Origin of the sequence: Brachybacterium sp. AOP3-A1-3, assembly GCF_052378285.1 — a bacterium.
Classification (GTDB): Bacteria; Actinomycetota; Actinomycetes; order Actinomycetales; family Dermabacteraceae; genus Brachybacterium.
On record NZ_JBQSXM010000003.1, the window covers coordinates 127601 to 152114 of the forward strand.

14 protein-coding genes are annotated in these 24514 nt (G+C 66.5%); 5 read left to right on the forward strand and 9 right to left on the reverse strand.

The annotated features are described in order from the left end of the window. The first annotated feature begins 38 nt into the window (after nucleotides 1-38). Nucleotides 39-1658 (forward strand): maltokinase N-terminal cap-like domain-containing protein, encoded by a 1620-nt coding sequence (locus ACT3T5_RS05920; protein WP_444593844.1) that lies wholly within the window; start codon nucleotides 39-41, stop codon nucleotides 1656-1658. Between the two features lie 663 nt (nucleotides 1659-2321). On the opposite strand, the gene ACT3T5_RS05925 is transcribed toward ACT3T5_RS05920, so the two are convergent. Further along, on the reverse strand, nucleotides 2322-5708 hold the full coding sequence (locus tag ACT3T5_RS05925) for an ATP-binding protein (RefSeq protein ID WP_444593845.1): 3387 nt from the start codon (nucleotides 5706-5708) through the stop codon (nucleotides 2322-2324). A gap of 406 nt (nucleotides 5709-6114) precedes the next feature. Here ACT3T5_RS05925 and ACT3T5_RS05930 point away from each other — a divergent pair, with 406 nt between their 5' ends. Continuing rightward, nucleotides 6115-7866 carry a glycosyltransferase gene (locus tag ACT3T5_RS05930; protein ID WP_444593846.1) on the forward strand — a complete coding sequence of 584 codons (1752 nt, stop codon included), beginning with the start codon at nucleotides 6115-6117 and terminating at the stop codon, nucleotides 7864-7866. Between the two features lie 3 nt (nucleotides 7867-7869). After that, complete coding sequence (locus ACT3T5_RS05935; RefSeq protein WP_444593847.1) at nucleotides 7870-9132, forward strand: CDP-glycerol glycerophosphotransferase family protein; 1263 nt, start codon at nucleotides 7870-7872, stop codon at nucleotides 9130-9132. 36 nt (nucleotides 9133-9168) lie between these two features. On the opposite strand, the gene ACT3T5_RS05940 is transcribed toward ACT3T5_RS05935, so the two are convergent. Further along, nucleotides 9169-11064 carry an SIP domain-containing protein gene (locus ACT3T5_RS05940; RefSeq protein ID WP_444593848.1) on the reverse strand — a complete coding sequence of 632 codons (1896 nt, stop codon included), beginning with the start codon at nucleotides 11062-11064 and terminating at the stop codon, nucleotides 9169-9171. 471 nt (nucleotides 11065-11535) lie between these two features. Here ACT3T5_RS05940 and ACT3T5_RS05945 point away from each other — a divergent pair, with 471 nt between their 5' ends. Together ACT3T5_RS05945 and ACT3T5_RS05950 are read left to right on the forward strand one after the other, a co-directional pair. Then, complete coding sequence (locus tag ACT3T5_RS05945) at nucleotides 11536-12222, forward strand: IspD/TarI family cytidylyltransferase (RefSeq protein WP_443344921.1); 687 nt, start codon at nucleotides 11536-11538, stop codon at nucleotides 12220-12222. Next, a complete protein-coding gene (locus tag ACT3T5_RS05950; protein WP_444593849.1) occupies nucleotides 12215-12922 on the forward strand; it encodes an SDR family NAD(P)-dependent oxidoreductase in 708 nt (235 codons plus the stop codon). Before ACT3T5_RS05945 ends, ACT3T5_RS05950 begins: the two co-directional genes overlap by 8 nt. A 161-nt stretch (nucleotides 12923-13083) precedes the next feature. On the opposite strand, the gene ACT3T5_RS05955 is transcribed toward ACT3T5_RS05950, so the two are convergent. The 7 genes from ACT3T5_RS05955 to ACT3T5_RS05985 form a co-directional block, all read right to left on the reverse strand. Next, on the reverse strand, nucleotides 13084-13947 hold the full coding sequence (locus tag ACT3T5_RS05955; RefSeq protein ID WP_114307546.1) for an ABC transporter ATP-binding protein: 864 nt from the start codon (nucleotides 13945-13947) through the stop codon (nucleotides 13084-13086). Next, complete coding sequence (locus tag ACT3T5_RS05960; protein WP_444593850.1) at nucleotides 13940-14863, reverse strand: ABC transporter permease; 924 nt, start codon at nucleotides 14861-14863, stop codon at nucleotides 13940-13942. Before ACT3T5_RS05960 ends, ACT3T5_RS05955 begins: the two co-directional genes overlap by 8 nt. Before the next feature lie 287 nt (nucleotides 14864-15150). After that, the gene (locus ACT3T5_RS05965) at nucleotides 15151-17793 is read right to left on the reverse strand and encodes a glycosyltransferase (RefSeq protein WP_444593851.1); all 2643 of its coding nucleotides are present in this window, start codon (nucleotides 17791-17793) and stop codon (nucleotides 15151-15153) included. Between the two features lie 82 nt (nucleotides 17794-17875). Then, nucleotides 17876-19459, reverse strand: a complete 1584-nt coding sequence (locus ACT3T5_RS05970) for a glycosyltransferase (protein ID WP_444593852.1) — start codon at nucleotides 19457-19459, stop codon at nucleotides 17876-17878. Nucleotides 19460-19704: 245 nt separating this feature from the next. Next, on the reverse strand, nucleotides 19705-21456 hold the full coding sequence (locus tag ACT3T5_RS05975; protein ID WP_444593853.1) for a CDP-glycerol glycerophosphotransferase family protein: 1752 nt from the start codon (nucleotides 21454-21456) through the stop codon (nucleotides 19705-19707). A gap of 103 nt (nucleotides 21457-21559) precedes the next feature. Next, nucleotides 21560-23491, reverse strand: coding sequence for a glycosyltransferase family 2 protein (locus ACT3T5_RS05980; RefSeq protein ID WP_443350818.1), 1932 nt, complete (start codon nucleotides 23489-23491; stop codon nucleotides 21560-21562). 169 nt (nucleotides 23492-23660) lie between these two features. After that, nucleotides 23661-24359, reverse strand: coding sequence for a DUF4194 domain-containing protein (locus ACT3T5_RS05985; protein WP_096165337.1), 699 nt, complete (start codon nucleotides 24357-24359; stop codon nucleotides 23661-23663). Between the last annotated feature and the right edge of the window lie 155 nt (nucleotides 24360-24514).

Consider the following 24514-nt stretch of genomic DNA (forward strand, 5'->3'; position numbering starts at 1 on the left):
CCTCCTCCGGGCGGTGCACCAGCCCCTACAGTGACCTCATGGACGAGCCGAGCTCCCCCGCCACTGCTCCTGAGTTCGACACCACGGCGCTGCCGCCGATGGGTGAGCTCCTCGATGCCCTCACCTCCCCGCTGGCCGCGTGGATGCCGCGGCAGCGATGGTTCGCGCACAAGGGCGCGGTGACCCCCGAGGTCTCGATCCGGGGGTGGGCCCCGCTGCGCGTCGCACCGGATCACGTGGTCGTCCTGGTGGTGGTCGGCACGTGGTTCGCCGGTAGCGATCCGGCCGAGGCGCTGTACCAGGTCCCTCTCCTCCTGCGGCATCCGGACTCTGCGTCCGCTGATCGCGATGAGGGCTCCGAGGTGGGGGTCCTCGAGACGCCGGCAGCCCGGGTGCGCGTGGATGATGCCCTGCGCGATGCCGACGGTCGCGCGGCCGTGTTCGCCCTTCTGGCCCCCGGCGGCGAGGCGAAGGGCCCCGGGATGAGCGTGATCGCCGACCGGCCCGCGCACGAGCCCCCGCTCCCCCACGGGCCCGCGCTGCGCAGCCGGATCCTGTCCGGGGAACAGTCCAACACGTCGATCATCGTCGAGCCCGAGGGGACGTCACCGATCATCCTCAAGGTGTTCCGTGTGCTCCACGACGGCGAGAACCCCGACGTGGTGCTGCAGGGTGCGCTCACTGCGGCCGGCAGTTCGCGCGTGCCGCGGCTGCTCGGTGCGGCGAGCCTCCAGCTCGGGGACCTGCGCACCCATTCCCTGTTCGCCCAGGAGTTCCTGCCGGGCGTCGAGGATGCCTGGCGCGGGGCTCTGCGGCTCGCCGTCGCCGGCGAGGACTTCAGCGCGGCCGCCCGCGAGCTCGGCGCGGCGGTGGCCGAGGTCCATCGTGACCTCGCCGGTGCCCTGGGCACGACGGTGACCGACGATGCGCGGCGTGCACGGATGGTCGATCAGATGCGCTCCCGAGCGGCGATGGTCGCCGCGGAGGTTCCCCAGGTGGCCGCGCATCTGCCGACGCTCGAGGCTCTGCTGGACTCCGCGCTCGAGGTGCCCTGGCCGCCGCTGCAGCGCATCCACGGGGACCTGCACCTGGGTCAGGTGCTCCTGGTGCCGGGCCGCGGCTGGGTGGTGCTGGACTTCGAGGGCGAGCCGTTGCGTCCGCTCGCGGAGCGCTCCCTGCCCGATTCCCCGCTGCGGGACATAGCCGGCCTGCTGCGCAGCCTCGACTACGTCGGCGGGGCGGTCGCCCTCGAGCAGGGCGAGGACGCGTCGGCGTGGGTCCGCGCCGCTCGGACGGCGTTCCTGGAGGGCTGCCTGGAGGTCGACGGCGGGAGGGCCGGCACCTCGGCGCCCGATGCCGATGCGGATGCGGATGCGGATGCGGATGCGGATGCGGATGCGGATGCGGATGCGGATGCGGATGCTCTCAGCGTGCTCCTGGCCGCCTTCGAGGCGGACAAAGCGGTCTACGAGGCGCTCTACGAGTCGCGGAATCGCCCGGACTGGCTGCCGATCCCGCTGGCCGCCCTCGAACGGATCAGCGCACGCAGCACGACGGATGGACAGACGGCTGGGCCGGCGGCTGGAGGGACGGCCGGGCCGACGGGCTCGTCGACACCACTGTGGCGGACGACGCTGCGGCCAGGAACGGCGCGCTGATCACGCGGACCGCGACCCGCACCCCGACGATCACCTCGAGGAGATCGCCCCTCCCCGTGCGCCAGGTGGCACTGCTGATCCCCTGGGAGTCGGATTCCGAACGACGGCGCAGGCCCCGTGCCAGGGCAGCGCGGTCGGCGGCGGCCAGCAGGTCCCGGGCGTTGTCCCCGCTGAGGTCCGGCAAGCCTGCGCTGGCCAGCAGGGCGCTCACGTGGCAGAGCGTCCCCGCACCGCGCCAGGTCTCCCCCGAGGAGCGGTCGCGCTGGGGACGTCGGTCGACGAAGCCTCCCAGGCCGGGCTGCTCGTCCAGCACCGCGCTGGTCACGCCCGTGAGGAGTCCGCGGATCCAGTCGTAGATCTCGTGCTGCTCCGGCAGGGTCGCCGGGGATCCTGTGGGCGCTGTCGACATGCGTGCCCGCCTCTCGCGTCGCGCGCCGTCGGGGTCGCCGATGCGCTGTGCAGCCGGCCCGTCCGGGGCCGAGCTGTCGATCCGGTCGTGGATGGTCTTCTCGTCGAACCCGTCGATCACGTTGATCACATCGATCACATCGATCACATCGATCACATCGAACTCGACAATCCTGCTGATCCCGCCGGCTCCGTGGTCCAGCGTAATAGTCGCCCTGGGGGCCACCGATGGGGAGAACTCCCCATCGGGACGATTCATTCCTGGACGGGGACGAAATCCACCGGAGCGACCGAGGAGTAGCGGTCCTGGCGGATCGAGACCACGCCGACGCCACCGATGAAAGGAGCCAGGGCCTGAGGGTTCTTCCCCGGGTTGGCCAGGATGACCTGGAATCCGAAGTGACGGAAGGACTCCATCGCCGCGGTGATGAACTTGCCGGCGCCCTTGGAGAACGCCTCGTCGATGATGATCGGGGCGAATCGCGGCACCTCCTGGCCGGTGCCGGCCAGCTGGTAGCGCAGCGCCGCGGCGAGGCAGAAGGTCGCCAGTCGCTCGTTCTGGCCGCCCGAGAGCGGGCCGCCGGACTCGTGCGCGTGGACCACCGTCCCCTCGGCGTCGACCTCCTCGGCGTGGAAGTGGACGTGACGACGCACGTCGAGGATGACCCGGGAGATCTGGTCGTCCCGCGTGCGCGCCGCACCGATCATGTCCATGAGGTGGCGCAGGGAGAGGAAGCGCTCCTCGGCCAGGTCCCGATCACGGCTGATGTCGTTCAGCGCCATGTCCGCCACGGCGTCCTCGAGGGCGCGCTTGAACTCGTCGAGCGCGGTGAGGTGCACCGGTCTCATCGACAGCTGCAGGAAGCGGCCGGAGTGGAACTCGACCTGCGCCAGCAGGGCGTTGATGCGCTGCAGGCGCTTGCGGATCTCGGCGGGCTCTCGGGCGATGGCGGTGGCCAGGGCCTGCACGTCCCCGAGGGTGTTGCCGGTGAAGAACTCGAAGAAGCGGTCCTCGACCTCGGGCAGCTTCTCCTCCTCGATCCGCTGGAGGATCGCCAGGAAGTCGTCGGCCGCCTCCAGGGTCGCCGCGGTGTCCCCGGCCTGCGCAGGCCAGCGGCGAGAGAACTCGCGCATCACGGTGCGGATGTCCTCCTCGGTGCGGGAGGTGCGCCGGGTCAGGGCCATCAGCTCCGCGTCCAGGGTCGCGGACGCATCCTTGGTGACCTGATCGATGTTCCCGATCAGCAGGGTCGGCGCGATCGCGGCGAACCGCTCGGCGAGCTCCTCCTCGACCTCGGGCTCCAGGCTCGACTCGGCGACGCGCTCCGTCGCCGCCGCCAGGCGCTCGTCGGCGCGCTCTGCCTGCTCGCCGAGCTTGCCGGCGGTGCGCACCACCTCCAGCAGCTCTTCGTCGGACTCCGCGATCGAGCGCTCGACGTCGTCGATCTGCCGCGCGAGCTCGCTCAGCGCCGCCGAGCCGTCCTCCGCTGCACGCACCATGTCGCGCAGGTTGGACACGCGCCGGGCGACCGAGGCGGCATCGATGTCGTCCCAGGTGACCGAGCTGATCGACTGCAGAGCATAGAGACGCTCCCGGCGCTGCTCGCGCTGGGACTCGACGTCCTTGCGCCGGGCCTGCGCCTCGAACAGGGACTGCTCGGCGCGGGTGCGCTCCTGCTCGAAGACGGCGCGCTTGGCGCGGTTGTCGAAGCCGAGCACCCACTGGGAGCGGTCGTTGATCTGACGGTCGGCGTTCTTCTCGTGCCGGGAGGCGGAGTGCTTGATCTGGCCCGAACGCAGCACCGCACGGTTCAGCCGGGTGAACTCCTCGAGGGTCTCCGCGCACGTGTAGTCCATGCGAGACGCGATCTCGCTGGTCAGCCACACATGGAACTCGCCGTCCTTGACCTCGAGCTTGGCGGCCAGCGACCGCTCGTCGATCGTCTTCGACGGGCGGCGCAGGTCGGTGTTGACGCGGTTGTAGGAGATCCGCCGACGCAGCTTGGTGCGGTCGATGACCGTGGCCACCTCGCGGTAGACACGGTCCGGCACGAGGATCGAGCGGGCGAGTCCGCGCAGCGCCTGCTCGGCGGCCGCGGTCCATTCCTCCTCGCCGCCGCGCACCTGCAGCAGCTCGGCGGCGAAAGGCAGCTCGGTGGGGGCGATGCCCACCTCGGCGGCGATGTGGTCGCGCAGTGCCACGTCCTCGGAGTGCAGGTTCGAGGCGCGCGTGGTCAGCGACGCGAGCTCCTCGCGGGTGCGGGCAAGAGTCGTGGAGAGCTCGCGCACCATCGCCTCGGCCTCCCAGCGGGCGGAGTCCGCGCCCTTCTCCTCGGACTCCAGCGCCTCGCGCAGGGCGTCGACCTCGCGCTGCAGGGCCAGGAACATGTCCTCGCCGGAGGGGGTGCGCAGTTCGACGGTGGCCAGCAGCGCGGCGAACTCGGTGCCGCGCTCCCGGCGTCGGTCGCGCTCGACCTCGAGGCCGGCGATCTGCTGCTTCCAGTCGTCGATCTCGCCGCCGCCGGCCCGCTTGCGCTGCTCCTTGAGCTGACCGAGGTCCGCGCGGGCCTCGGCGACGTCCTGGGTCAGTCGTCGCTGCTGGGCCCCGAGCCGGTCGCGCTCGAGCTGGAGCCGGCCGGTCTCGTCGCCGAGCAGGCGCACGAGGTGCTGGGCGGCATAGACATCGATATCGGCGCGGCGATCCACGAGCTCCCCGCCGCGCGAGCGCATCGCGGTCCAGTCCTCGTGGTTCTCCCGCAGCCCGCGCAGCAGGTCGCGCTGCTCCCGGGCGGTGACCAGGGCCTGGTAGACCTCGGAGAGGTTCTGGAAGTTCGCGAGCGCCTGGTCGGCGAGCTCGAAGGTGCGGGGGGCGTCGAGCATGTAGTCGCGCAGCAGGGCGTTGACGTCGCCGAGCTCCTTGGCGGACTGGATCTTGTGCAGCAGGCCCAGTGCCTTCTCGTCCGGGATGCCCAGCAGCTGGCTGAAGGCGGCGCGGTACTCGCGGAACTGGCGGAAGGTCTCGGTGCCGGGGTGCGCGTTCTCGAGCGCCTTGCCCTCGATCTGCGTGGAGACGAACTGCCGCAGATCGGTGACGTCCAAGGGGGTGCGGGAGATGACGTAGAGGCTCTTCACGTCGGAGTCCGACGTGTGCCCCGCATGCAGCAGGAGCAGCCGGGAGAGCTGGACGATGCCGCCCATCCCGTCGGAGTAGCGCATCGTGAGCACCGACAGGGTGGTCTTGTCGCGCAGCACCTCCTGGCTGAACTCGCCGGTGGCCTGGTCGTAGTGCATCGCCCAGGCGCCGCGCACGTAGCTGGCCACGGTGCGGCGGTACTTCGAGCGGGCCGGTCCGGCGTCGGACGCCGCGGCGTTGAACTGGAGCGTGCGCGGCGGGGTGAGCAGGGCGCTGACCGCGTCGAGCAGCGTCGACTTGCCGGTGCCGGGACCGCCGGTGAGGAAGAAGCCCTTGGCGGAGATCTTCAGATCATGGGTGCCGTGGAACGTTCCCCAGTTCGACACCTGCACCGCGATCAGGCGCCACTGGCCCGGATGCGGATGGTCGGGGTCGGTGCCCACCCGGGCGGTCGGCGCGTCGGCCTCGGGCATGCCCGGAAGATCGAGGGTCTCGGCTGCGGAATTCACCCTTGCAGGGTACCGGGACCGGCGCCTGTTCCGTGGCGCCTCCGCAACAGGGCCCCGCGGCGCGTCATCGGGATCGGCCGACGGGGCCCCGCGGCGCACCGCCAGGGTCGGCCAGGAGCCTGTCCGTGGGTCATATCGCCCGTCGCCGGAGGTCCTGTCACCGTCGCCGGGGACCGGCGCGAGGTGACGCGCCGGTCGACATCGCCATGGCGTTCCTGTCGAGTGCACATTGCTATAGTCCAAGTCCCGGCCGTCCTGGGGGTTCTCCTCGCATGCGGCGTCACCGTCACACTCGGCGTCTCCCCGCGAGGACGGCGCGCGAGCCCCTGATCCAGCACACGTGGGAGGAGCGTCGACGAATGGCATCATGCCCGCACCGGCGTCGCCGCGACCCTCTGAGCGCCGCATGAGCGCCGCCCCGGATCCCTCGCCGCTCCTCCTCTCCTCGTGCACCTCCGATGGTCCCGGGGACACGACCACGCTCTGGGACCAGGCCTTCCCGGTGTCCGTCTGGCGCACCGTGCTGGGGGCGAGCACCGTCACCGTGCAGGTCGAGGGCACCAGGACCACTCTGTGGGGGGCCCGGGACGGGCATCGGATCCCGCTGGGCCCGCTGGCCGACGGGCGCCGGGAGATCCCGCTCGCCACGGACGACCACGAATGGCTCTGGGTCGAGGGTGATCCACGCTCGGTGGTCTGGACGACCGACCGCTCGATCGCCCTTGCGCAGGTCACCGTGGTGATGCCGACCTACCGCCGGGAAGCGGATGCGGTCGCGCAGGCGGCCCGCTTCGCCCGGATGCAGTGCGTGCGTCACGTGATCGTGGTGGACCAGGGCGAGAGCCTCGCGGAGCACAAGGATTTCCGTCGGCTCCAGGCATCCGTCCCGGAGATCCAGCTGATCACGCAGCCGAACCTGGGCGGCTCCGGGGGCTACGCCCGCGGCATGCTCGAATCGGAGAAGCACCCGCAGGACGCCGTGCTGGTCTCGGACGACGACGCGATCATCAGCGAGGAGTCGCTGCGCCGCATGCTGACCTACCAGTCGCTGGCCGCGCAGCCCACGATCATCGGCACCCCGTTGTTCTCCGCGCAGGACCCGATGCGGCTGACAGCCCTGTCCGAGGCGGTCCGCACGAACGACTTCCAATGGCACGCGGCCGACGGTGTGCACGGCCCCATCGACCTCACCGGGACGTCCCCGGAGCGCTGGACGTTCCTGCGCGCCCACGGGGAGGTCAACTACACCGGATGGTGGGCGACGCTGTTCCCGCCCGGAACCGTCGCCGAGCTCGGCCTGCCAGCCCCCTTCTTCCTGAAGTGGGACGACGCCGAGTACGGCCTGCGCGCCACCCGGCACGGCTACCGCCATGTGGTGCTGCCCGGGACGAGCGTGACGCACCCGCCGTGGGATGCGTTCCGCACCCAGATGTCCTGGTCCTCGCGGGTCCTGCACCGCAACCGCCTGGCCACCGCCGCCGCGTACGACGCCTCTCGCGGCGTGATCCTCTCCTCGCTGCTGCACCAGCTCAAGCACATCCTGTCCGGTCACCACCTGACCGCGACCCTCTGGGACCACGGCATCGACGCCTTCCTCGCCGGGCCGTCCAGCTGGCTGGGGCACGATCTCGAGCGGGCCCGCGCCGACGGACAGGAGCTGGTGACGCGGTGGAACGCCCGGAACCCGACGTCCGCGGAGGCGCTGCCCGCCCCTCGCTCCGCTCCCCTGCCGCTGGCCCCTGCGCTGCTGCGCGCCCTGCTGCGGCTGGTCCGGCCGGATACTGAGCCCCGGGTCGTGGTGGCGATGACCGCCGAGCAGCTGCACTGGCGCTCCGCGCTGGGAGCCGACGCCGTGATCATCACCGACGCAGGCGGTCCGGACGGCGCCGTCCACCTCGTGCGGGGATCGACGGCCCGTCATCTGCTCGCACGGACCATCGGTCGCCACCTGCGGATGGCTCTGCACTGGTCGTCGCTGCGCCGGCAGTACCGACGGGCTCTCCCCCGCGTCACGACCGACGCGGCCTGGGCCGAGCAGTTCGACCGGGCCGCCGCCCCGTCGCCCAGCCCGTTGCCCGCGCCATCGCCCAGGCCGTCGTCCGCTCCATCGCCCACCCCGCCGCATGCCCCGTCGCGCTCCGAGAACGGGAGCGTCTAGACCATGCAGCCTCGCGAGAACACCCTGAACCGTCGCATCCGCAGCGCCGGCGGCAAGTTCCTGCGCCGATTCGGTCTGCTGCCGGGCGGGATGCCCGACGGCCTCGGGGACGACGCGACCCTCCGCGACAGCACGCTCGACGGCGACGTGATCGTGTACTTCGCCGACACCGCCGACAGCCTCTACCAGCTGCGCGGCTGGTACGGGCCGCTGCGGGAGCTGCACCGTGCCCAGGGGGTGACCGTCGTGTGCATGGACTCCCGGGTCGCGGCCACCATCCGACAGGAATCCGGACTCCCGGTGGTGACGATCGCGCAGGACGCGACGCTGGACGCCCTGATCATCCGCAGCGGCACGAAGCTGATCCTGTACGTGAACTACAACCCGCTGAACATGGCCCCGCTGCGTGCGCGATCCGCACTGCACGTCTCCCTGCTCCATGGCGACTCCGACAAGGGCGTCTCCGTCTCCAACCAGGTCAAGGCGTACGACTACTCCTTCGTGGCCGGGCAGGCGGCGATCGACCGCTTCGCCCGGTACACGTCCCTGTTCGACGCCGAATCACGCTGCATCGAGGTGGGCCGCCCGTCGCTGGACACCGACAGGGTGGAACCCGGCACCTCCCACCTGCGCGGCGACGATCCGGTGGTGCTGTACGCCCCCACCTGGGAGGGCGGGCAGGCGAGCGTCGCCTACAGCTCCCTGCAGACGCATGCCGATCCCATGCTGCGCTCGCTGCTCGCGCAGGGCTATCGGATCATCTATCGCCCCCACCCGCTGACGGGGGTCCGCGTCCCGGAGTTCGGGGAGGCGGACCGCGCGGTGCGGGAGCTGCTCGAAGGTGGCTGGCACACCATCTCCGGCGACCGCCCGCTGCAGCGCGACTTCGCCGAGGCGGATCTGCTGATCTGCGATGTCTCCGCGGTGGCGAACGACTGGCTGGCCACGGGCAAACCGGCCATCGTCACCCGCTCCGCCGGGGCCGACGCCCGCGATGCGGGCACTCGGATGCTCGACGTGCTGCCGCGCCTGGACGCGGCCGATGCCGAGCATGCCGCAGAGATCGTCACCGAGCAGATCGAGGTCGATCCGGATCGCGAGGAGCGCCGGCGCCTGACCGAGTACTACCTCGGCGACACCCGTCCGGGCGCCTCGCTGGCGCGGTTCCTCGACGCCTGCCGCGACCTCAGCGCGCAACGGGATCGGCTGTGGAGGCAGATCACGGAGAACGAGCACCCCTCGGATCCGCGCACCGCGACCAGCTGAGCCGCGCGACTCGCGAGCTCAGTGCCGTCGGAGTGCTCAGTTCTCGGGACGCCCCGCGCGCCAGTACCCCATGAAGGACACCTGCTTGCGGTCCAGGCCGAGCTCGCTCACCAGGTGCCGGCGCAGCGACTTGATCACGCCCGCCTCCCCTGCCAGCCAGGCGTAGAAGGAGCCGTGCCCCGTCGTGGTCTCCCACAGGATCGAGGAATCGACATCGACGTCCTCGAGCACCTCGGGAGCAGCGGCACCTGGCGTCGCATCGACAGCGGCGCCGGCGGGAGCGCCCTCCCCGCGGAAGGCTTCTCCTCGGAACGCCTGCGCGTTCTCGCCCATGAGGCGCTGCACCTCGGCGGCGAGCAGCTCTCCATGGGGCCGATCCCCGCGGGGCAGCCAGCGCACCTGGACCCCGGAGCGGGTGAGGATCCGCTGCTCGTCGGCGGCGTCCGGGATCTCCACGAGGGCATGTCCCGTGATGGAGGCCGGCAGCGACTCCAGGATCGAGCCGATCGCCGGGAGGGCGGTCTCGTCGCCCACGAGCAGCACGGTGCGGGCGGTGCCCGGCCGGAACTCGATGCCGCTGTAGTCGGGGCCCACGAGGCGCTTGTTCGGGCCGAGCATCGAGATGGTGTCCCCGATCTGCGCCTGCTGCGCCCATCGCGCCGCCACACCGCTGCCCTGGATCACCTCCGGCTCGAGGTGGAGCACGAAGTCGACATCGATCTCGGGGTGCTCCCCATGGTTGCCGGGATGCCCGGCCGCCCGGAAGTCCCGCACGGTGTAAGTGCGCATCCAGCCGCGGTCCAGGGGATCGATCTGCAGCCACGTGCGGTACCACTCGGGCTGGGTCACCGGGTCGATCAGGCCATCCGGTCGCACGGAGGCGAAGTGGTCCCGGCTCCTCTCGGGGCCGGGGACGATCAGCTTGATGCGCATGTCCAGGGGATGGCAGTTGGCGCCGAAGTGGACCAGGTCAGGGCTCGTGAAGGTGAAGCGCACCAGGTTCTTCCCGAGCTGTTGCCGGGCGGCGACGGTGAGCTCGAAGGCGAGCAGGGAGCTGTGCTCGAGAGCGGGTGCCAGATCGGCGACGGGAGCTGACGGGTCGGCAGTGATCGTGGTCATCGCGTCCTCCTCGGAGGGGTTGTGGTGGGTGCGCCCTCGGCCGCGGGGCAGCACCATGGGCGTGCCCGAATGGGGGTCCGGGGCGATGTGGCAGTCGAGGGCGAAGACGTCGCGCACCATCTGCTCGGTGATGACGTCGGCCGGAGGGCCCTCGACATGGATGCGGCCGTCCTTGACGGCGATCAGGTGGTCGGCGTAGCGGGCCGCGAGGTTGAGGTCATGCAGGACGATGCCGACGGTCGTGCCCCGCTCGCGATTGAGGTCGCGCACCACGTCCAGCACATCGAGCTGATGGGTGAGGTCCAGGAACGTGGTGGGCTCGTCGAGCAGCAGCACCTCTGTCTGCTGGGCGAGCGCCATGGCGATCCAGACCCGCTGACGCTGCCCGCCGGAGAGCTCGGCGACGGGCCGGTCCCGCAGGTCCACGGTGCGGGTCGCCGCCAGGGCGTCCTGCACGGCCTGCTCGTCGTCCTCGCTCCACTGCGGGAAGAGACCCTGATGGGGGAAGCGGCCGCGGGCGATGAGCTCGCGCACCGTCACCCCGTCGGGGGCGAGGGGTGATTGCGGAAGCAGACCGAGGCGCCGGGCGAGCTCCTTGCCGGCGAGGGCATGGATGTCCTTGCCGTCGAGCACGACGTCGCCTCCGCGCGGCGCCATCAGCCGGGACAGGCCGCGCAGCACCGTGGACTTCCCGCAGCCGTTGGCCCCGACGATGATCGTGATCTGCCCCTCGGGCAGCGTCAGATCGAGATCGTGGATGATCTCCCGGCGGTCGTAGGCCAGGTGCAGCCCTCGGGCCTGGACCAGTGCCATCTGTCGGCCACCTTCCCGTCGCAAGGTCTTCGTGGCGTCCACGGTCCAGCGGGTCCGACGACCCTCCGCACCGGGATGCACCCGCGCACCGATGTGCGATGAGGCAAGCCTGACCTTATTCCGCAAGCCCCATGGCACGCAATTGCGGTCCACGCGCGGGCCGGCCGGTTCCACCATCGGTGCACGCCGCAGGCCTGCACCTCCGCGACGACGTGAGCGGGATCATGCGGGAGGGCGCTCCCCTCAGGGGCATTCCCTCGGGCGACGGCCTGTCGGGCCGGATGCCGCCCGTGAGAGGAACCACGGATTTCGCCGGCTCTCCGCGAGCCGCTGAACAAATGCCCCGCGACCTCGTACAGTGAACGCCGAGGGTCGCGCCGGTTGCGGCCCAGTGAACTCGACGGATGCGGTTCCTGCAGATGACCGTCGGTCATCCGGCAGCGCCGCCGACCCGCACGAAGGAACGACTCTATGTACTCACTCATTCTCCTCAATGGCGGAATAGGCAGCCGAACGGGCGCAAGTCAGCCCAAGCAGCTCCTGAAGCTCCGCGGTATCCCGATCCTGGTCTACGCACTCGTCACGGCCGACCGTGTCGAGCAGATCTCCCAGATCGTGGTCAACTACCCGCCGCAGTGGCGGGAGCAGATCGAGGAGGTCCTCGAGGCCTACGCGATCTCGACCCCGGTCACCCTGGTGGAAGCCGGCGACTCCCGGCATTCCTCGGTCGCCGCGATGCTCCCGCATTGCACCAACGACGACGTGATCATCCACGAGTCCGCTCGCCCACTGGTGCGTGAGCGCGACTTCCGCAATCTCATCGACTCCGAGCACAAGAACGTCTCGCTCATGTCGCCGATCTCCTTCACGGTGGCCCCGGTCGACCCGGAGACCTCCGAGGTCACCGGGTCCCTGGACCGCGACCGACTGCGCAACGTCCAGCTGCCGCAGAAGTTCTCGAAGTCCGACCTCGAGGCGTCGCACGAGCGCGCCGTGAACGAAGGCATCGAGTTCACCGAGGACGCCACCCTGGTGGCGGACAGCGGGTTCCCCGTCCACTTCATCGATGGCTCGGACGAGAACTTCAAGGTCACCACCAGCACCGATCTGAAGATGGCAGGGTTCCTCCTGCGACCGGAGGAGGACGACGATGAGTAAGACTGCACTCGTGACCGGGGCGTCGCGCGGCATCGGCTTCGAGACCACCCGCCGGTTCATCCTGAACCACGACGACATCACCACCGTGGTCATGTTCGCCCGTGACTCGGAGGACTTCGACAACAACGTGAAGGAGCTCGAGAAGGAGCTCCCGATCGGCCGCAAGCTCGTGCCGTACAAGGTCGACGTCGGCGACCGCTCGGCCCTCAAGAAGGCGGTCAAGCAGGCGTACGACGAGGTCGGGAACATCGACATCCTCGTCAACAACGCCGGCTACACCAACCCGGTCCCGCTCCAGCAGGTCAAGATGGCCGACTTCGAGAAGACGATGGAGGTGAACGTCTACGCGCCGTTCACGATCATCAAGGCGCTGCTGAACCGCGGCAACACGTTCGATCTCATCGTCAACATCGCTTCGACCGCCGGTATCAACGGCCGGTCCGGCTGGCTGACCTACTCGGCCTCCAAGGCCGCAGTGATCAACATGAGCCAGGTGATGCGCGAGGAGCTGTCGATCTACGGCACCCGCGTGGTGTGCCTCTCCCCCGGCCGCACCGCGACTGCTCTGCGCAAGACCCTCGCACCTGACGAGGATCCGACGACGATCATGCAGCCCGAGCACGTCGCTCAGGTGATCAGCACGCTGTCGTCCTCCGTCGGCAAGTTCATCGACTCGGAGAACATCGTCGTGCGGCAATGAGCCGCCCGTTCTGAGCACGACCTCGCGCTGATCTCTCGGCGCATGACGAGGGCGTGGCACCGATCCAGGATCGGTGCCACGCCCTCGGTCTATGCGCGGCATGCAGGGACGTGCAGAGAGTCGCCTGTGCGCGTCCTGCGGCGACGGAGGCCGCCGACGAGTCAGCTCTTGGCCTTGGCCGCCTTCTTGGACTCCGCCACGAACTGCTTGTACCGGCCGCAGACCTCTTCGGGGTCACCATCCATCACGAGCTTGCCCTCGTGGACCCACAGCACACGGCTGCACATGTTCTGGATGGTGCCGAGCGAGTGGCTGACCAGGAACACGGTGCCGGCGGATTCACGCACCGAGTCCATCTTCGCCTTGCTCTTGGCCCGGAAAGCGGCGTCGCCCGTGGCGAGAGCTTCGTCGATCATGAGGATGTCCGGAACAGCAGAGGCGGAGATGGCGAAGCGCAGGCGCGCACCCATGCCGGAGGAGTAGGCCTTCATCGGCAGGTTCACGAATTCACCGAGGTCGGCGAAGTCCACGATCTCCTGATAGCGCTCTTCGACTTCCTTGGTGGTCAGGCCGAGCGCGAGCGCGCCGATCATGATGTTGCGCTCGCCCGTGAGGTCCTTCATGAGCACGGCGTTCACGCCCAGCAGGGAAGGGCTGCTGGCCACGTGCACGGTGCCGGCGGCCGGCGGGATGAGTCCGGCGATCGCACGCAGCAGGGTGGACTTGCCAGAGCCGTTCACGCCGATGATCCCGATGGACTCACCATGCTTGGCGGCGAAGGTGATGCCACGGACCGCCTTGACCTCGCGCACGGGAGGCTGGCGGGCACCGCGCCGCAGCAGCTTCTGCAAGGGCCCCTGCTTGTCGCCAGGGCCGTGCCCCACCTTCTTCGCACCGAAGACTCGGTAGGTGACGTGCAGGTCGTTGACGAGCAGGGAGAGGTGGTCGGACGGGGCGGCGACGACCGGCCCGCCCTCGAGGTCCTCCGGATCGATCTCGAAATCGACTTCTTCAGCTTCAGTCACGTCCGTACCGCTCCTCTCCGCGCCAGAACACCAGGAAGCCCACGACCGCGAAGACGACAGCCCAGCCGATGCCGAGCAGCCACATGAACAGCGACTGCGGGTATGCGGGCTCGTTGAGCAGGCAGGAGCGCACCAAGTACAGGTAGACGGCGACCGGCTGGTACTGGGCGATCCAGCCCCAGCTGAACTGGCCGAGGTAGCGGTCGATCGAGAAGATCACGCCGGAGGCGTACATCAGCACGCGCATCACGTGCGGGATGAGGTTGTCGAGGTCCGGCGTGATCGCGACCCAGCGCGCCATGAGGAAGGCGCAGCCGGTGGAGAAGATCCAGAGCAAGCCGATCGCGGGGATCGTCAGCAGCCAGTACCAGTCGATGGTGACCTTGCCGGCGAAGGGCAGGAAGCCCGAGACGTAGGAAATGAGGGCCATGACCGCTACGGCCGGGCCGAGGATCGCGAGCTCGGAGAGCACCCCGGCGATCGGCAGCACGGCTCGGGGGAACTTCACCGACCGCACCAGATTGAGGTTCTTGTTGATCGAGTGGGCGCCTGCCATCACGGAGCGCTCGAAGAAGCGGAACATGAACACGCCGCACACGATGAAGGCGATCGTGTTCTCGATGCCCTCGCGGCCCACATGCAGGATGAAGCCGAAGATGACCACGTACACGGCGGCGTTCATCATCGGGGAGAACAGTGTCCACAGCTGCCCGAGGTAGGTGTTCTGGTTCTCCGCGTAGGCCTTGGAGATGGCCATCACCTTGATGAAGGAGCGGCGGGACCACAGGTCCTTCAAGTAGGCACCCAGATGCGGGCGCACCCCGATCGGCTCCAGTCCGTTCTCCCGAGCAGCGGAGTCCACCTCCGCCTGGTCGAAGGTGCGTTCGAGCGGTGGCGGCACCAGAGGTGCCGTCACGCGACCTGCCTCACCAGCGGTCAAGACCCTGCTCCAATCTCACCGAGGTTGCCGAACTGCGGCTACCTGGGGCTCGTACGATGTAGTGACGGGACAGTGACCTCGTACGACCTCCGTACCGCGCGACGCCCCACCTTACGACGGTCGCGCCCGTCAGCCCAGAACCGGTGATGCAGGTCCCTGACCGCCAGACCGTCCAGCACTGGTCGGAGATGCCTGCCCATCGCACGCCTCCGCGAGCGGTGTTCGCCCGCAGAGGCATGCGATCGCACCGATCGGGGCATCGATCAGGCACTCTCCCAGAGCGCCGCACCATCCCCGGGCACAACATCGCTGGACCACGGCTTCGTCGTATCTGCCCAATGCCAGATCTTCGGATCTGCTGCTCGCTCACGCGTCGGCACGGACGCCCATACGGCATCTAGCTCGGCACGCTTGGGCCCGTTGAGGTAATGCAGTGCGTCGCGATCGTCGAGACGATACAGCTTCATAGCGGGGAGAACCCGAGCAGCGTAGTGATCCTCGCGCAGACCCTTCAGGTCCAAAACGAGCACATCGGTATCGAAGGCCTCGAAGTCGAACTCATGCGCACGATGGATCCGCCGATAGAACTCGTAAGCGACCTCAGGCGTCGCATCCAGGCGCCTGGCCGCACCGTAGAGCACCCCGAACCCACTGTCGTCCGCCTTTGACGTGCTTCGAGCTGCTAGACGGGAATCGCCGAGATCAAGCTCATACAACTCTGTGAGGTCACCGGCGACGGCTGCATCGACGGGCAGGAGCACAGCCCGATCAACAGGAACAAGTTCGGAGATCAGAGCTCTATCCAAAGAGCGCCGATCCAGCACCCCTGAGGCCGCAAAGTCCATGGCACTCGTGTCGACCCACTCGATGGCGACTCCGTCAACCTCGAGCTGCTCAGGCATGCTCTCGGGACTCACGATCCATGCACGCAGAGGGCGTGACGTCGATCGCGACGCAGTGCCCAGCACCTTTGCGAGATGGGGGATCTCCTTGGTCGTCGGGGTCAGAACAACGTCACAGACGGACTCGTCCTCCGACTGGTCAACGGTCGCCACAGAATCAAACAACTTGCGCACGAGAGGCTCAGCCGACGGCAGAGCGTCGACATCTTCATGTCGAGCACGTGCGATCTCGACCTCGGGGGCCACCGTGCGGGACCAAACGTCATATACCGACTCCCGGTCCTTACCCTCAAAGATCGCGGTTAACACCGGCTCGAGACGATCGCGCATCCGGGCACGCATGTCATCGAACTCCTGCTCCGAAAGTCGGAAGAGACCGGCAAAACGAACATCGGCATTATTTTTGGGTTCGAATGCCGCCTTGAGTCCGATCGACGTGGTCGGCAAATAGCAGTGGAGACGAGTCGTGACGACATTTGTGTAGTTCCGGCGGTAACGCTCGAGAAGGTTCACGGCGTCCCACATGTTTTCGGTGAAGGATCGCTTCTTAATCGCACCGTACGACTGCTTGATGTTCTCGTGTCCCTTGGGTACGGGGGTCCGTGATACATCCACGTACGCAGTCGCGGGCTCCGGCTTGCGCTCAAGATCCGGAAAAACTGTGTTCACAGTCGTCGTCAGGCAGCCCGAGAAAAACGCCGGAACATCCAGCGACAGCAACAGATCTACGGTGGTCCAGTCGCGACAGCCGATGGGACCATGCGCGCGCAGGTAGTCAATCGCATCCGGCGTCAGCAATTCCCGCTTGTTGCAGTGGAACGACACGAAGATCGGGTTCAGGTTCGGATGAAGCGGGAAATCGTACGTGTCCAGTCCAAACAGCGCGTGCATATGCCACCCAAATTCGAGCAACCACGTGTCGGGCGCGAAGCTCTGATAAGTGGACGAGTCGCGGTCAACGGTCACCAGCTCTACGTCGGCGCTTACCTTTTCGCGACGCAGCTCCGGCCGCACTCGCTCCTGCATAGCTGTCACGAAGGCCACAACATCCGGCTCTCCGTGGAACCGGAGATTTTGATGTCGCACGACATGACCGAGCGAGGCGAGAGTCTGAATCTGGTCGCCAATATTCTGGGAAGCTCGGGCACGCCCGGGTTGGGTGTAATCGACCACGCCGAAGGAGACCCTGGCCCCTTCAGGGGCCGAAGAGGTCCGATCCCGCTCCGATCCTGCCCAACGCTCCCCCCATGCGATCTCATCCGCCCCAGCGGCCCACTTCGCCTGCTGTGCAGGATCTTCGTACACCGCCTTTACGCGAGCAAAGGCGACGTCCGCAAGTTTCAACTCATCTGCGACGAACAGATGACGATAGATCTCGAACCACGTCCGCGCGTCGAAATCAGGGACATCATCCAGCCACTTGCGCGCCCTCTTCACGCCCTCCGCACGATCCGCCCAGAACAGGGAATCAATCGCCTCCACGGGAGCATATTTGTAGCACTGCGGCGCGGGAACCTCGTTGAAGTACTGCCGTGCAAGCCGATAATACCGCCGATGATGAGCAATAACGCCCGCCGCCAGATCCCCTGCGACGCGAGTGTTCTCATTTCGACGGAGCCCATCCGCCATAGACTGTGGCATCGCCTGACGCTTCGCTTTAAGCATTTCCCTCGTGGCGTCGAGCACCGCCTCCTCGATACTCGCACCGCGGCGGAGGCTGCGAACGAGATCCTCTGCACCCGGGGTCTTCTGGCCCGAACTCGCCTGGACCTTCAGCTTTGCGACGGACTTCCTGACGCGGTCAGCTTGGCTCGCCTTCGGGAGACGTGCCTGCATCGCCACAGTAGGACGACCTTCAACAGCCGCGAGGAGCCCCTCGTAAGCCTCGGCCCATCTCAGTGACTCCCGCTGAGCAATTTGCCGAACTTGATCCTTCGTCGCGATCGGCAAAGAGCGGGCGGCAATCCGGCGGATCCGTCGCATTCTTGACATGTACATCAACATCCTTTTAGAATCGGGCAAATTTCAGCATACGAACGAACATGCTCAACTAGGACTACCGCCTAAACGGCACACCTAGAACGCTTCAATCCTGAAGATTCCGAGCGGAGAAGCGTTGATCTGCCCAGCCGAACGCCTCCTGCCACCTGGCGAGCACCGCCTCCTCATCGAGTGTGCTCTTGACATCCTCCCGCCCCGCCTCTCCGAGACGCTGGGAAAGCGCGGGGTTCTGAAGCAGTTTGAGAATCGCGCCGGCAAGCTCGGACCTGTCACCGCGGGGTACGACAAATCCGGTCTCTTCATTTTTGATAAGCGTGGAGGGGCCATACAAGCAGTCGTAGGCAACAACCGGGGTCCCAACACCCAGAGATTCTGCGATCGACAACGGAAGAGCCTCCCACTCCGAGGTGGAGATAGTGCACAAACTCCGTGCCATAACCTTCAACGGCTCCTTCGTGCGGCCCTCAAAAGTCACGCTCGAGCGAAGACCTAAATCTTCAACGAGAGATTCTAGTTCGCGCTTCGACGGCCCTCCACCGTAAATTTCGAGACGGGCATCTGGAACGTCTCTCAGTACGAGGGAAAAAGCATGGATGGCCTCGTGGAGGGACTTCTGAGGCGCAAGGCGCGAAACCACTGAAACAAGCTTGACGTCACGCTCGACCTCCGCGATCTCGGGAAATCGCAGGACATTCGGAACAACAGTCATCACGTCTTCTGCTCCAATTCGGGTGACCATATCGCCCCTTTGACGCTCACTGAGCACCAGGAATGCATCGAGTTCAGACATCCGATTGAAGGTCGCCTCATAGTCGGGCCTCAAGGGACTGTTGACCTCGAAAGGTGCGGTCAAATGACTGTTATGCATCATTGCCATACGGATCGCACTGTCGGACCTGAGCCCCATGATCTTTGTGATTGCGGAGGAAGATTCTGCAACCACGTAGGGCGCAATCGAGAAGGAGTCCACAACCGACTGCAGCCACGCCACATGCCACGCAGGAATGCCGGAGTGCCGCACTACCTCACCGGATTGGCGATCCGCTACATAGACGCCAATACCGCGACCGGTCCCAGCGTCAAGCCATCTCTGCGCATAGCAAAAACCATTCTTCGCGAGGAACATCTCGCGTGTCTGAGCGCCATTCGCGTCATACAGGGACCGAACGTGCGGAACTCCGTTGAGATACTGATCCCGACGAACACGTATCGCATTCTCATAGTAATTTATATGCTTGATGGCACCCGTCTTGTGCAGACGAGTAAACGTGAGCAAATCACCCGTGCCATCGAACTCTCTCCGGTAGTCTCCGTGAGAATCGTGCCCTGACTCGACAAAGCGCTCCTCTGCGAGTGTGCTCTCAACGCGGCCGAGACGCTCGCGTCGAACTCGCTTGCGAAGCCATCCGGACGGAGCTTCTGATACTGGTGCCGCCACCGACCCCAAACAATGCTCTTCATGGACATTGAGGATTCGCACTGCTGCCGGCAGCAAGCCGGAAGCATGCAGTTCTTCGACCCTGGCGGCCTGTGCAGGACTGTCGTCGAGAGTGGCAACGAGAACTTCTCTTCCGTCGCGCGAGAACATCGCGGCTTGGTCAAGGACCGCTTTGGTCGCACCACCAAATCCAAGCTGGTGCAGAACGATGACAATTGGTCGAGCAGCCAAGGTAACCCCGAATCCTTCGGTTCTTCGATCCGACACGTGAGTGCCAGTTTAGGCAATATGGCAATATTACCCGATACAAAAGGTTTACACCCTCACGCAACTAGGTCGTAACCGTATTGACATCTGTTTATTGGCAGCGACGCCGGTTGAGGTCACCCGATGTGCGCGGCTAGATAGTCTACTTACAATGAGGGTCGCCACTATCGCTCGATTAGGGTGGATTGGGTCGTGGATGGAACACGCATTCACTCGGCTATCCGACCCGCCTCCAAGAACGTGGCGCTTTCGTGGGACCCTATACCGAGCTCTTCCCTTGCAACCTGAACGAACCGGTCTGCGTAATTTTCCCGAGGAATATCCCCGAGATAGTACGTAGCCCAGCGAAGTCGTTCCGCTCGGTGTTCATCCGTCGTGAGCAGCGCCTCGAGAACCTCTTCAAGGTTTCGAAGCGCGGCGCCCTCCGCTTCAAGCACGTACGCCGCGCGGGCCATCGGGAACTGCTCAACGAACTCCTCGGTGCCGGTACGCGGCGACACCATAGCCAGCGGCTTTCCGGAGTGCAAGAAGTCGCCCACTACGGCGGAAACGTCGGAAATCATCGCGTCGGAAGCGTTGAAGCAGTCCGTCACGCTCATCTCCCGCTCCGCAAGCTCACCGTAAAGGTGCTCCCGACCCGACTCAGCAGCGTCCGACGCGAGCATCTGTCGGATCTCCCGGCAGGCCTCGCGCAGTTCTGGAGAGCGCGAGCTATACGGGTGCGGACGGAACACGACACGGGCACCACGGTCGAGGACGCCCTGGACGATCGCAGACCCGGCCAGAAGCGATGAGTAGTTGGTCTCCGCCTGGTATCCGAGCCATGTAGGCGCGTACAGCACGGAGACTTCTTCAAGCTCTCCCACCGGCCCCCGTTCAGGGTCGACGTCCTCCACTTGCGGGCGACCGACGATGCGGAAGATGTCCGGATGCATCGTGACGCCGAACTTCTCGAAGCGATCAATAGCCGCCTGCCCGGCGACAAAGTCCCTGTCGTACATGCGGATGATGGGGGTAGCGCTGGAAGCCTTGTCGGACTCCCCATGGAGCAGCTGGATGTGCGTGAGCGAGGCGTATCGCACCATATGGTTGTTGCGCATTGCGTTGTTCACGTAAAAGACGCCACGTGCTGACGGCACGATCAGCGCGTCGAGGTCAGCGAGCGACCGCCGAAGGAGCACCGGGTGCTCTGTGACAGCGGCAAGCTGCCGGAAGTTGGGTACCGTGCGCACCACGAGTACGAACGGCACGCCGAGCCGCTCAAGATAAGGCAACCACATCTTCACCTGGAAAGCCGAGCGGGGCGGCGCGTTCCAGTAGACGTAGAAGACCGGTCCAAGCTCTTCGAGCCGAGTTTCCAGGCCGGTCTGGAAGCGTCGCCGCGTCTGGACACGACGAGCGATGTCCACGAACGCGAGCAGAGCGAGCACGATCGACGCCGAGGAAAGAGCCACAGCAATGGTGACCAGAACGTGCGTAGACAGTCCCGTAAGCACTAGCGCGAGTAGAGACACCAGATTCAGCGGGAAAATCCAGCCGTACGGAAAGACTGCCCTGTTTCGCGCCTCATGCCCTGGGAAGTTTGAGGCATATGGCACGGCGACACCGTTCGCGGACCGCACCATCGGCTCGACGGCGAGCGCGGCGACAGTGAACGTGCAAGCCATGATCTCGAGCGCATGGAACTCGCCGGAGACGAATAGCTGAGCTCCCGCGGCCGCGATCAGAATGAACCGGGCGGTGAGGTACCTGCCGATCCCGCCGACGCCCCGGGGGCGCCGCAGCAGCGTCCTCCGCTGGCGCCACAGGATGATGGCGAGAGGAACGAGGGGTGCCAGCAGTGCCCATTGGGTGCCCCCCATGCTCACCACAGTCACCGTGGCGAGAACGGCGAGAGCGTTCACCAGTGCAGGCCAGAGCCTCATCATCTTCACGGCCTTGCCGACACTGATCGCTTTCACGCTGACCTACCTCTTGCTCTCATAGACGATGTGGGGCACCTCGGCCAAGCCGAGGCACCCCAAGAGTTTGTCATGGCACGAGCTCATGGCGTATCCAGAGAGGTCAGCGTCGCATGAATGACGGCTTCCGCACTCCGAGTCGGCGTGCGAATCCACGAATCCCGCCGGGCCCCTCGAAGACTGACTCGTAGGAGGTGGCGAGCGGCCGCAACGGCTTCGCCGCACCGTTCGAGAAGCCCGACGGTGCGGGAAGACGCAGGACGACGGACCCGTGAGCATTCGCCACGCAGATGCGACGGTCCTTCCGGTTTGTCCATGCGGGCAGCGACACGGCAAGCATGCCGTTCTCCAGATGCACCACCGGATAGCCGGGCTTGTCGAGACGGCCGGGGAAGGCCGTGACCAGCACCCGTTCGACAGTCTCCATGCGCAGCAGCGCGAGTTCACGATCCGGGCTCTCTCGGAGCACGGTCACGGAAGCGATCTTCGGCTCTGTGCGTGCAAGCAGGGTGTATCCAACGTCCAGCGAAAGGTTGCCGTGCCCCTTGGTGAAGTACGCGACCCCCAACTCGTTCTGTCTGAGGTCACTGTCCAGCAGCACCCGACGCTCATCGGTGACGCGCTCTGAGCGGTATCGACCAAGGCGATTCTGGAGTTCCTCATCGCCGTATCGATGGACTACGTAGAGGTCCCAGACCCCATGGTCCATGGCAGTCGTGTCCACCTCGGCCTTGAAGCTCAGCGCACGCGCTCCAGCCCGCTTGACGGCGCGAGGGTCAATAACTGCTAGATCGATCTTCTCGTCGCTGTCACGTCGGCGCAGTCTCACCAGGGCGCTGTCCGGCGCCGTGTCGGAATTGCGCACATAGGCGCTCGCTTCGAGCCTGACGACACCTCCCTCTACGACCAGATCCTCGAGGTTCGCCACGCCCATGGCTCGGATATCACGCAAAAGCTCAACTCCCACTCTCTTCGCCAGAGGTGCTGGTAGGTCCAGATGGAACCCGTGTCCATCATGGGTCAGCCGCTCCCGACCATTCTGCTTCTCCCACTTGATCACGTCGCGGAGGACGTCCATGCTGCCGGCCAGAGCAAGCCTCACCTTGAGCCGGTCCAGGCTCGCGAGATGCCCGGCTACCGTCTCATTGAAAAGAGGGGTGACCAATCGCTGAATCTCCGCGACGACCTTCTCCTGCTCCTCGGCCGACAAATTGAGGAACCTCGGGAGCAGGGACTTGCGGAGCGCGCCGTGAACGGGGCGGTACAGGACTCCGTCGCGTAGCTCCCCCGGCTCAGACCACTTGAGCATGACCCCCAGCAAGGAATCCAGGAGCTCGATGTACTCGAGCGATGTACGCGAGTCGGAGGTGACGTTCTTGCCATCGTCCCTCGTACGAATCATGACGTACGGGCGGTCAGCGCACACGCTGATCTTGTCGGCAGCGAGGTAGCACGCGGCGGTGAAGGGCTGATCGGATCCCACCCGCAGATGCGTTGGGTTGTAAGCGCCCGTCTTGCGCTGCAGGTCGGTGCGGAACAGCTTGATCGCCGTCAACGAGTTGAACAGGCTGTCATCGACGAGATGCGCGTCCGGCTTCGTCGCCTTGAACATGGATCCCGGTGCATGGCGGCCGTTGATGCCCGCCATCTTGGCCAGCACGATGTCCGAATCGTGCTCTTCCGCGTAGGCCGCGAGGTCGCCGAGAGCATTCTCGGTGAGCACGTCGTCGGAACCCACCACGAAGAAGTACTTGCCGGTGACCGCAGCGATGCCCTTGTTGCAGGGGTCAGCCGGTCCGCCGGAGTTCGGCTGGTTGAGCAGTCGGTAGTTGGGATGCTTCTCCGCGTAGTCGGCGAGCACCTTCTCGGAACCGTCGGTGGAACCATCGTTGACCAGGATGACCTCGAGCTGGTTCTCGTCCAGGCCCTGCTGCTCGATCGCGTCGAGGGTCTCGATGAGATACGGCATCGAGTTGTAGACCGGGATCACGAGCGAGACGAGCGGGCTGTCGGCAGTCTTCTGGTTCTGGTTCACGGGTAGCTCTCCTCTGGCCCTGCGCGCTCGACCGCGATGGCGAGCCCCGCGGGCATGCCTCAGGCGGGTCACAGAACGGTAACCTCCCGACGCCGCTTACTCAACTGCAGCGTGAGCTCGGCATCAGCGTGCCCTGACCATCCGGTCGAACGCTCGCCGCATGTCGCGCTCAGACGTCGTCGGAACCCGCAGCGGGAGTCGGTGACTCGTCGTCGTCCTGAGTCTCGTCGGCCGGATCCTCGAGCCCGCCCACACCGGCCTCCCGGTACAGCGCGATGAACTCGCGGGCGGTGTCCGGGCCGATCATGAGCCGCAGCACCGGGGAGACCTCGTAGTCGTCGCCCTGCTCGTCCAGCAGGCCCGCACGCTGGATCTTGGCGATCGACGCACGCACCTCCTTGGCGAAGCCGGCCTCGTCGGTGGAGGTGGTGCGGCGATAGGCGGCCAGCGCCTGCTGGACCTCGGCCTCGGAGACCACGGTGCGCTGGCCACGGGAGGACTGGGTGAGCAGCATTTGGCGCAGGACCAGCAGGAGCACCGAGTCCAGACGGTTCAGGCCGGTCAGGCGGCGCAGGAGTTTCGGGGCGTCGGCGTCGGCCTCGCTCTGGCGCACGAAGGCGACCTGGGCGTCGTCGTCCACCACCAGCTCGAGGAAGATATCGGCCAGCCGGGTCTCGATCGCCGCCCGGTCGCGCAGGAGCTGCGCGTAGCGGGCGGGGTCCCGCCGGCCGTCGAGGAACGGGCCCTGCATGAGGTGCACGAGCACCCGTCGGGACTCGTCCACGAGCGCGGAGCCGGGCAGGGACGGCGACTCCTCGCCGGGGTCCGGGGCGTCGTCGGCTGCGGTGCGGAACGCTGAGCTGGTCACAGGGACTCACCTTACCGGCGACCCCGCGGCGGCGGCGATATCACGGACGTGAACGGGGCCATGACGAGACCCGTGGAGGCGAACTTCGTGCGTTCGGGCGGCAGATCTGGTGCAATCGTGTCGAGAGCAGGATTCCCTTCGCTCGATCGAGCGGA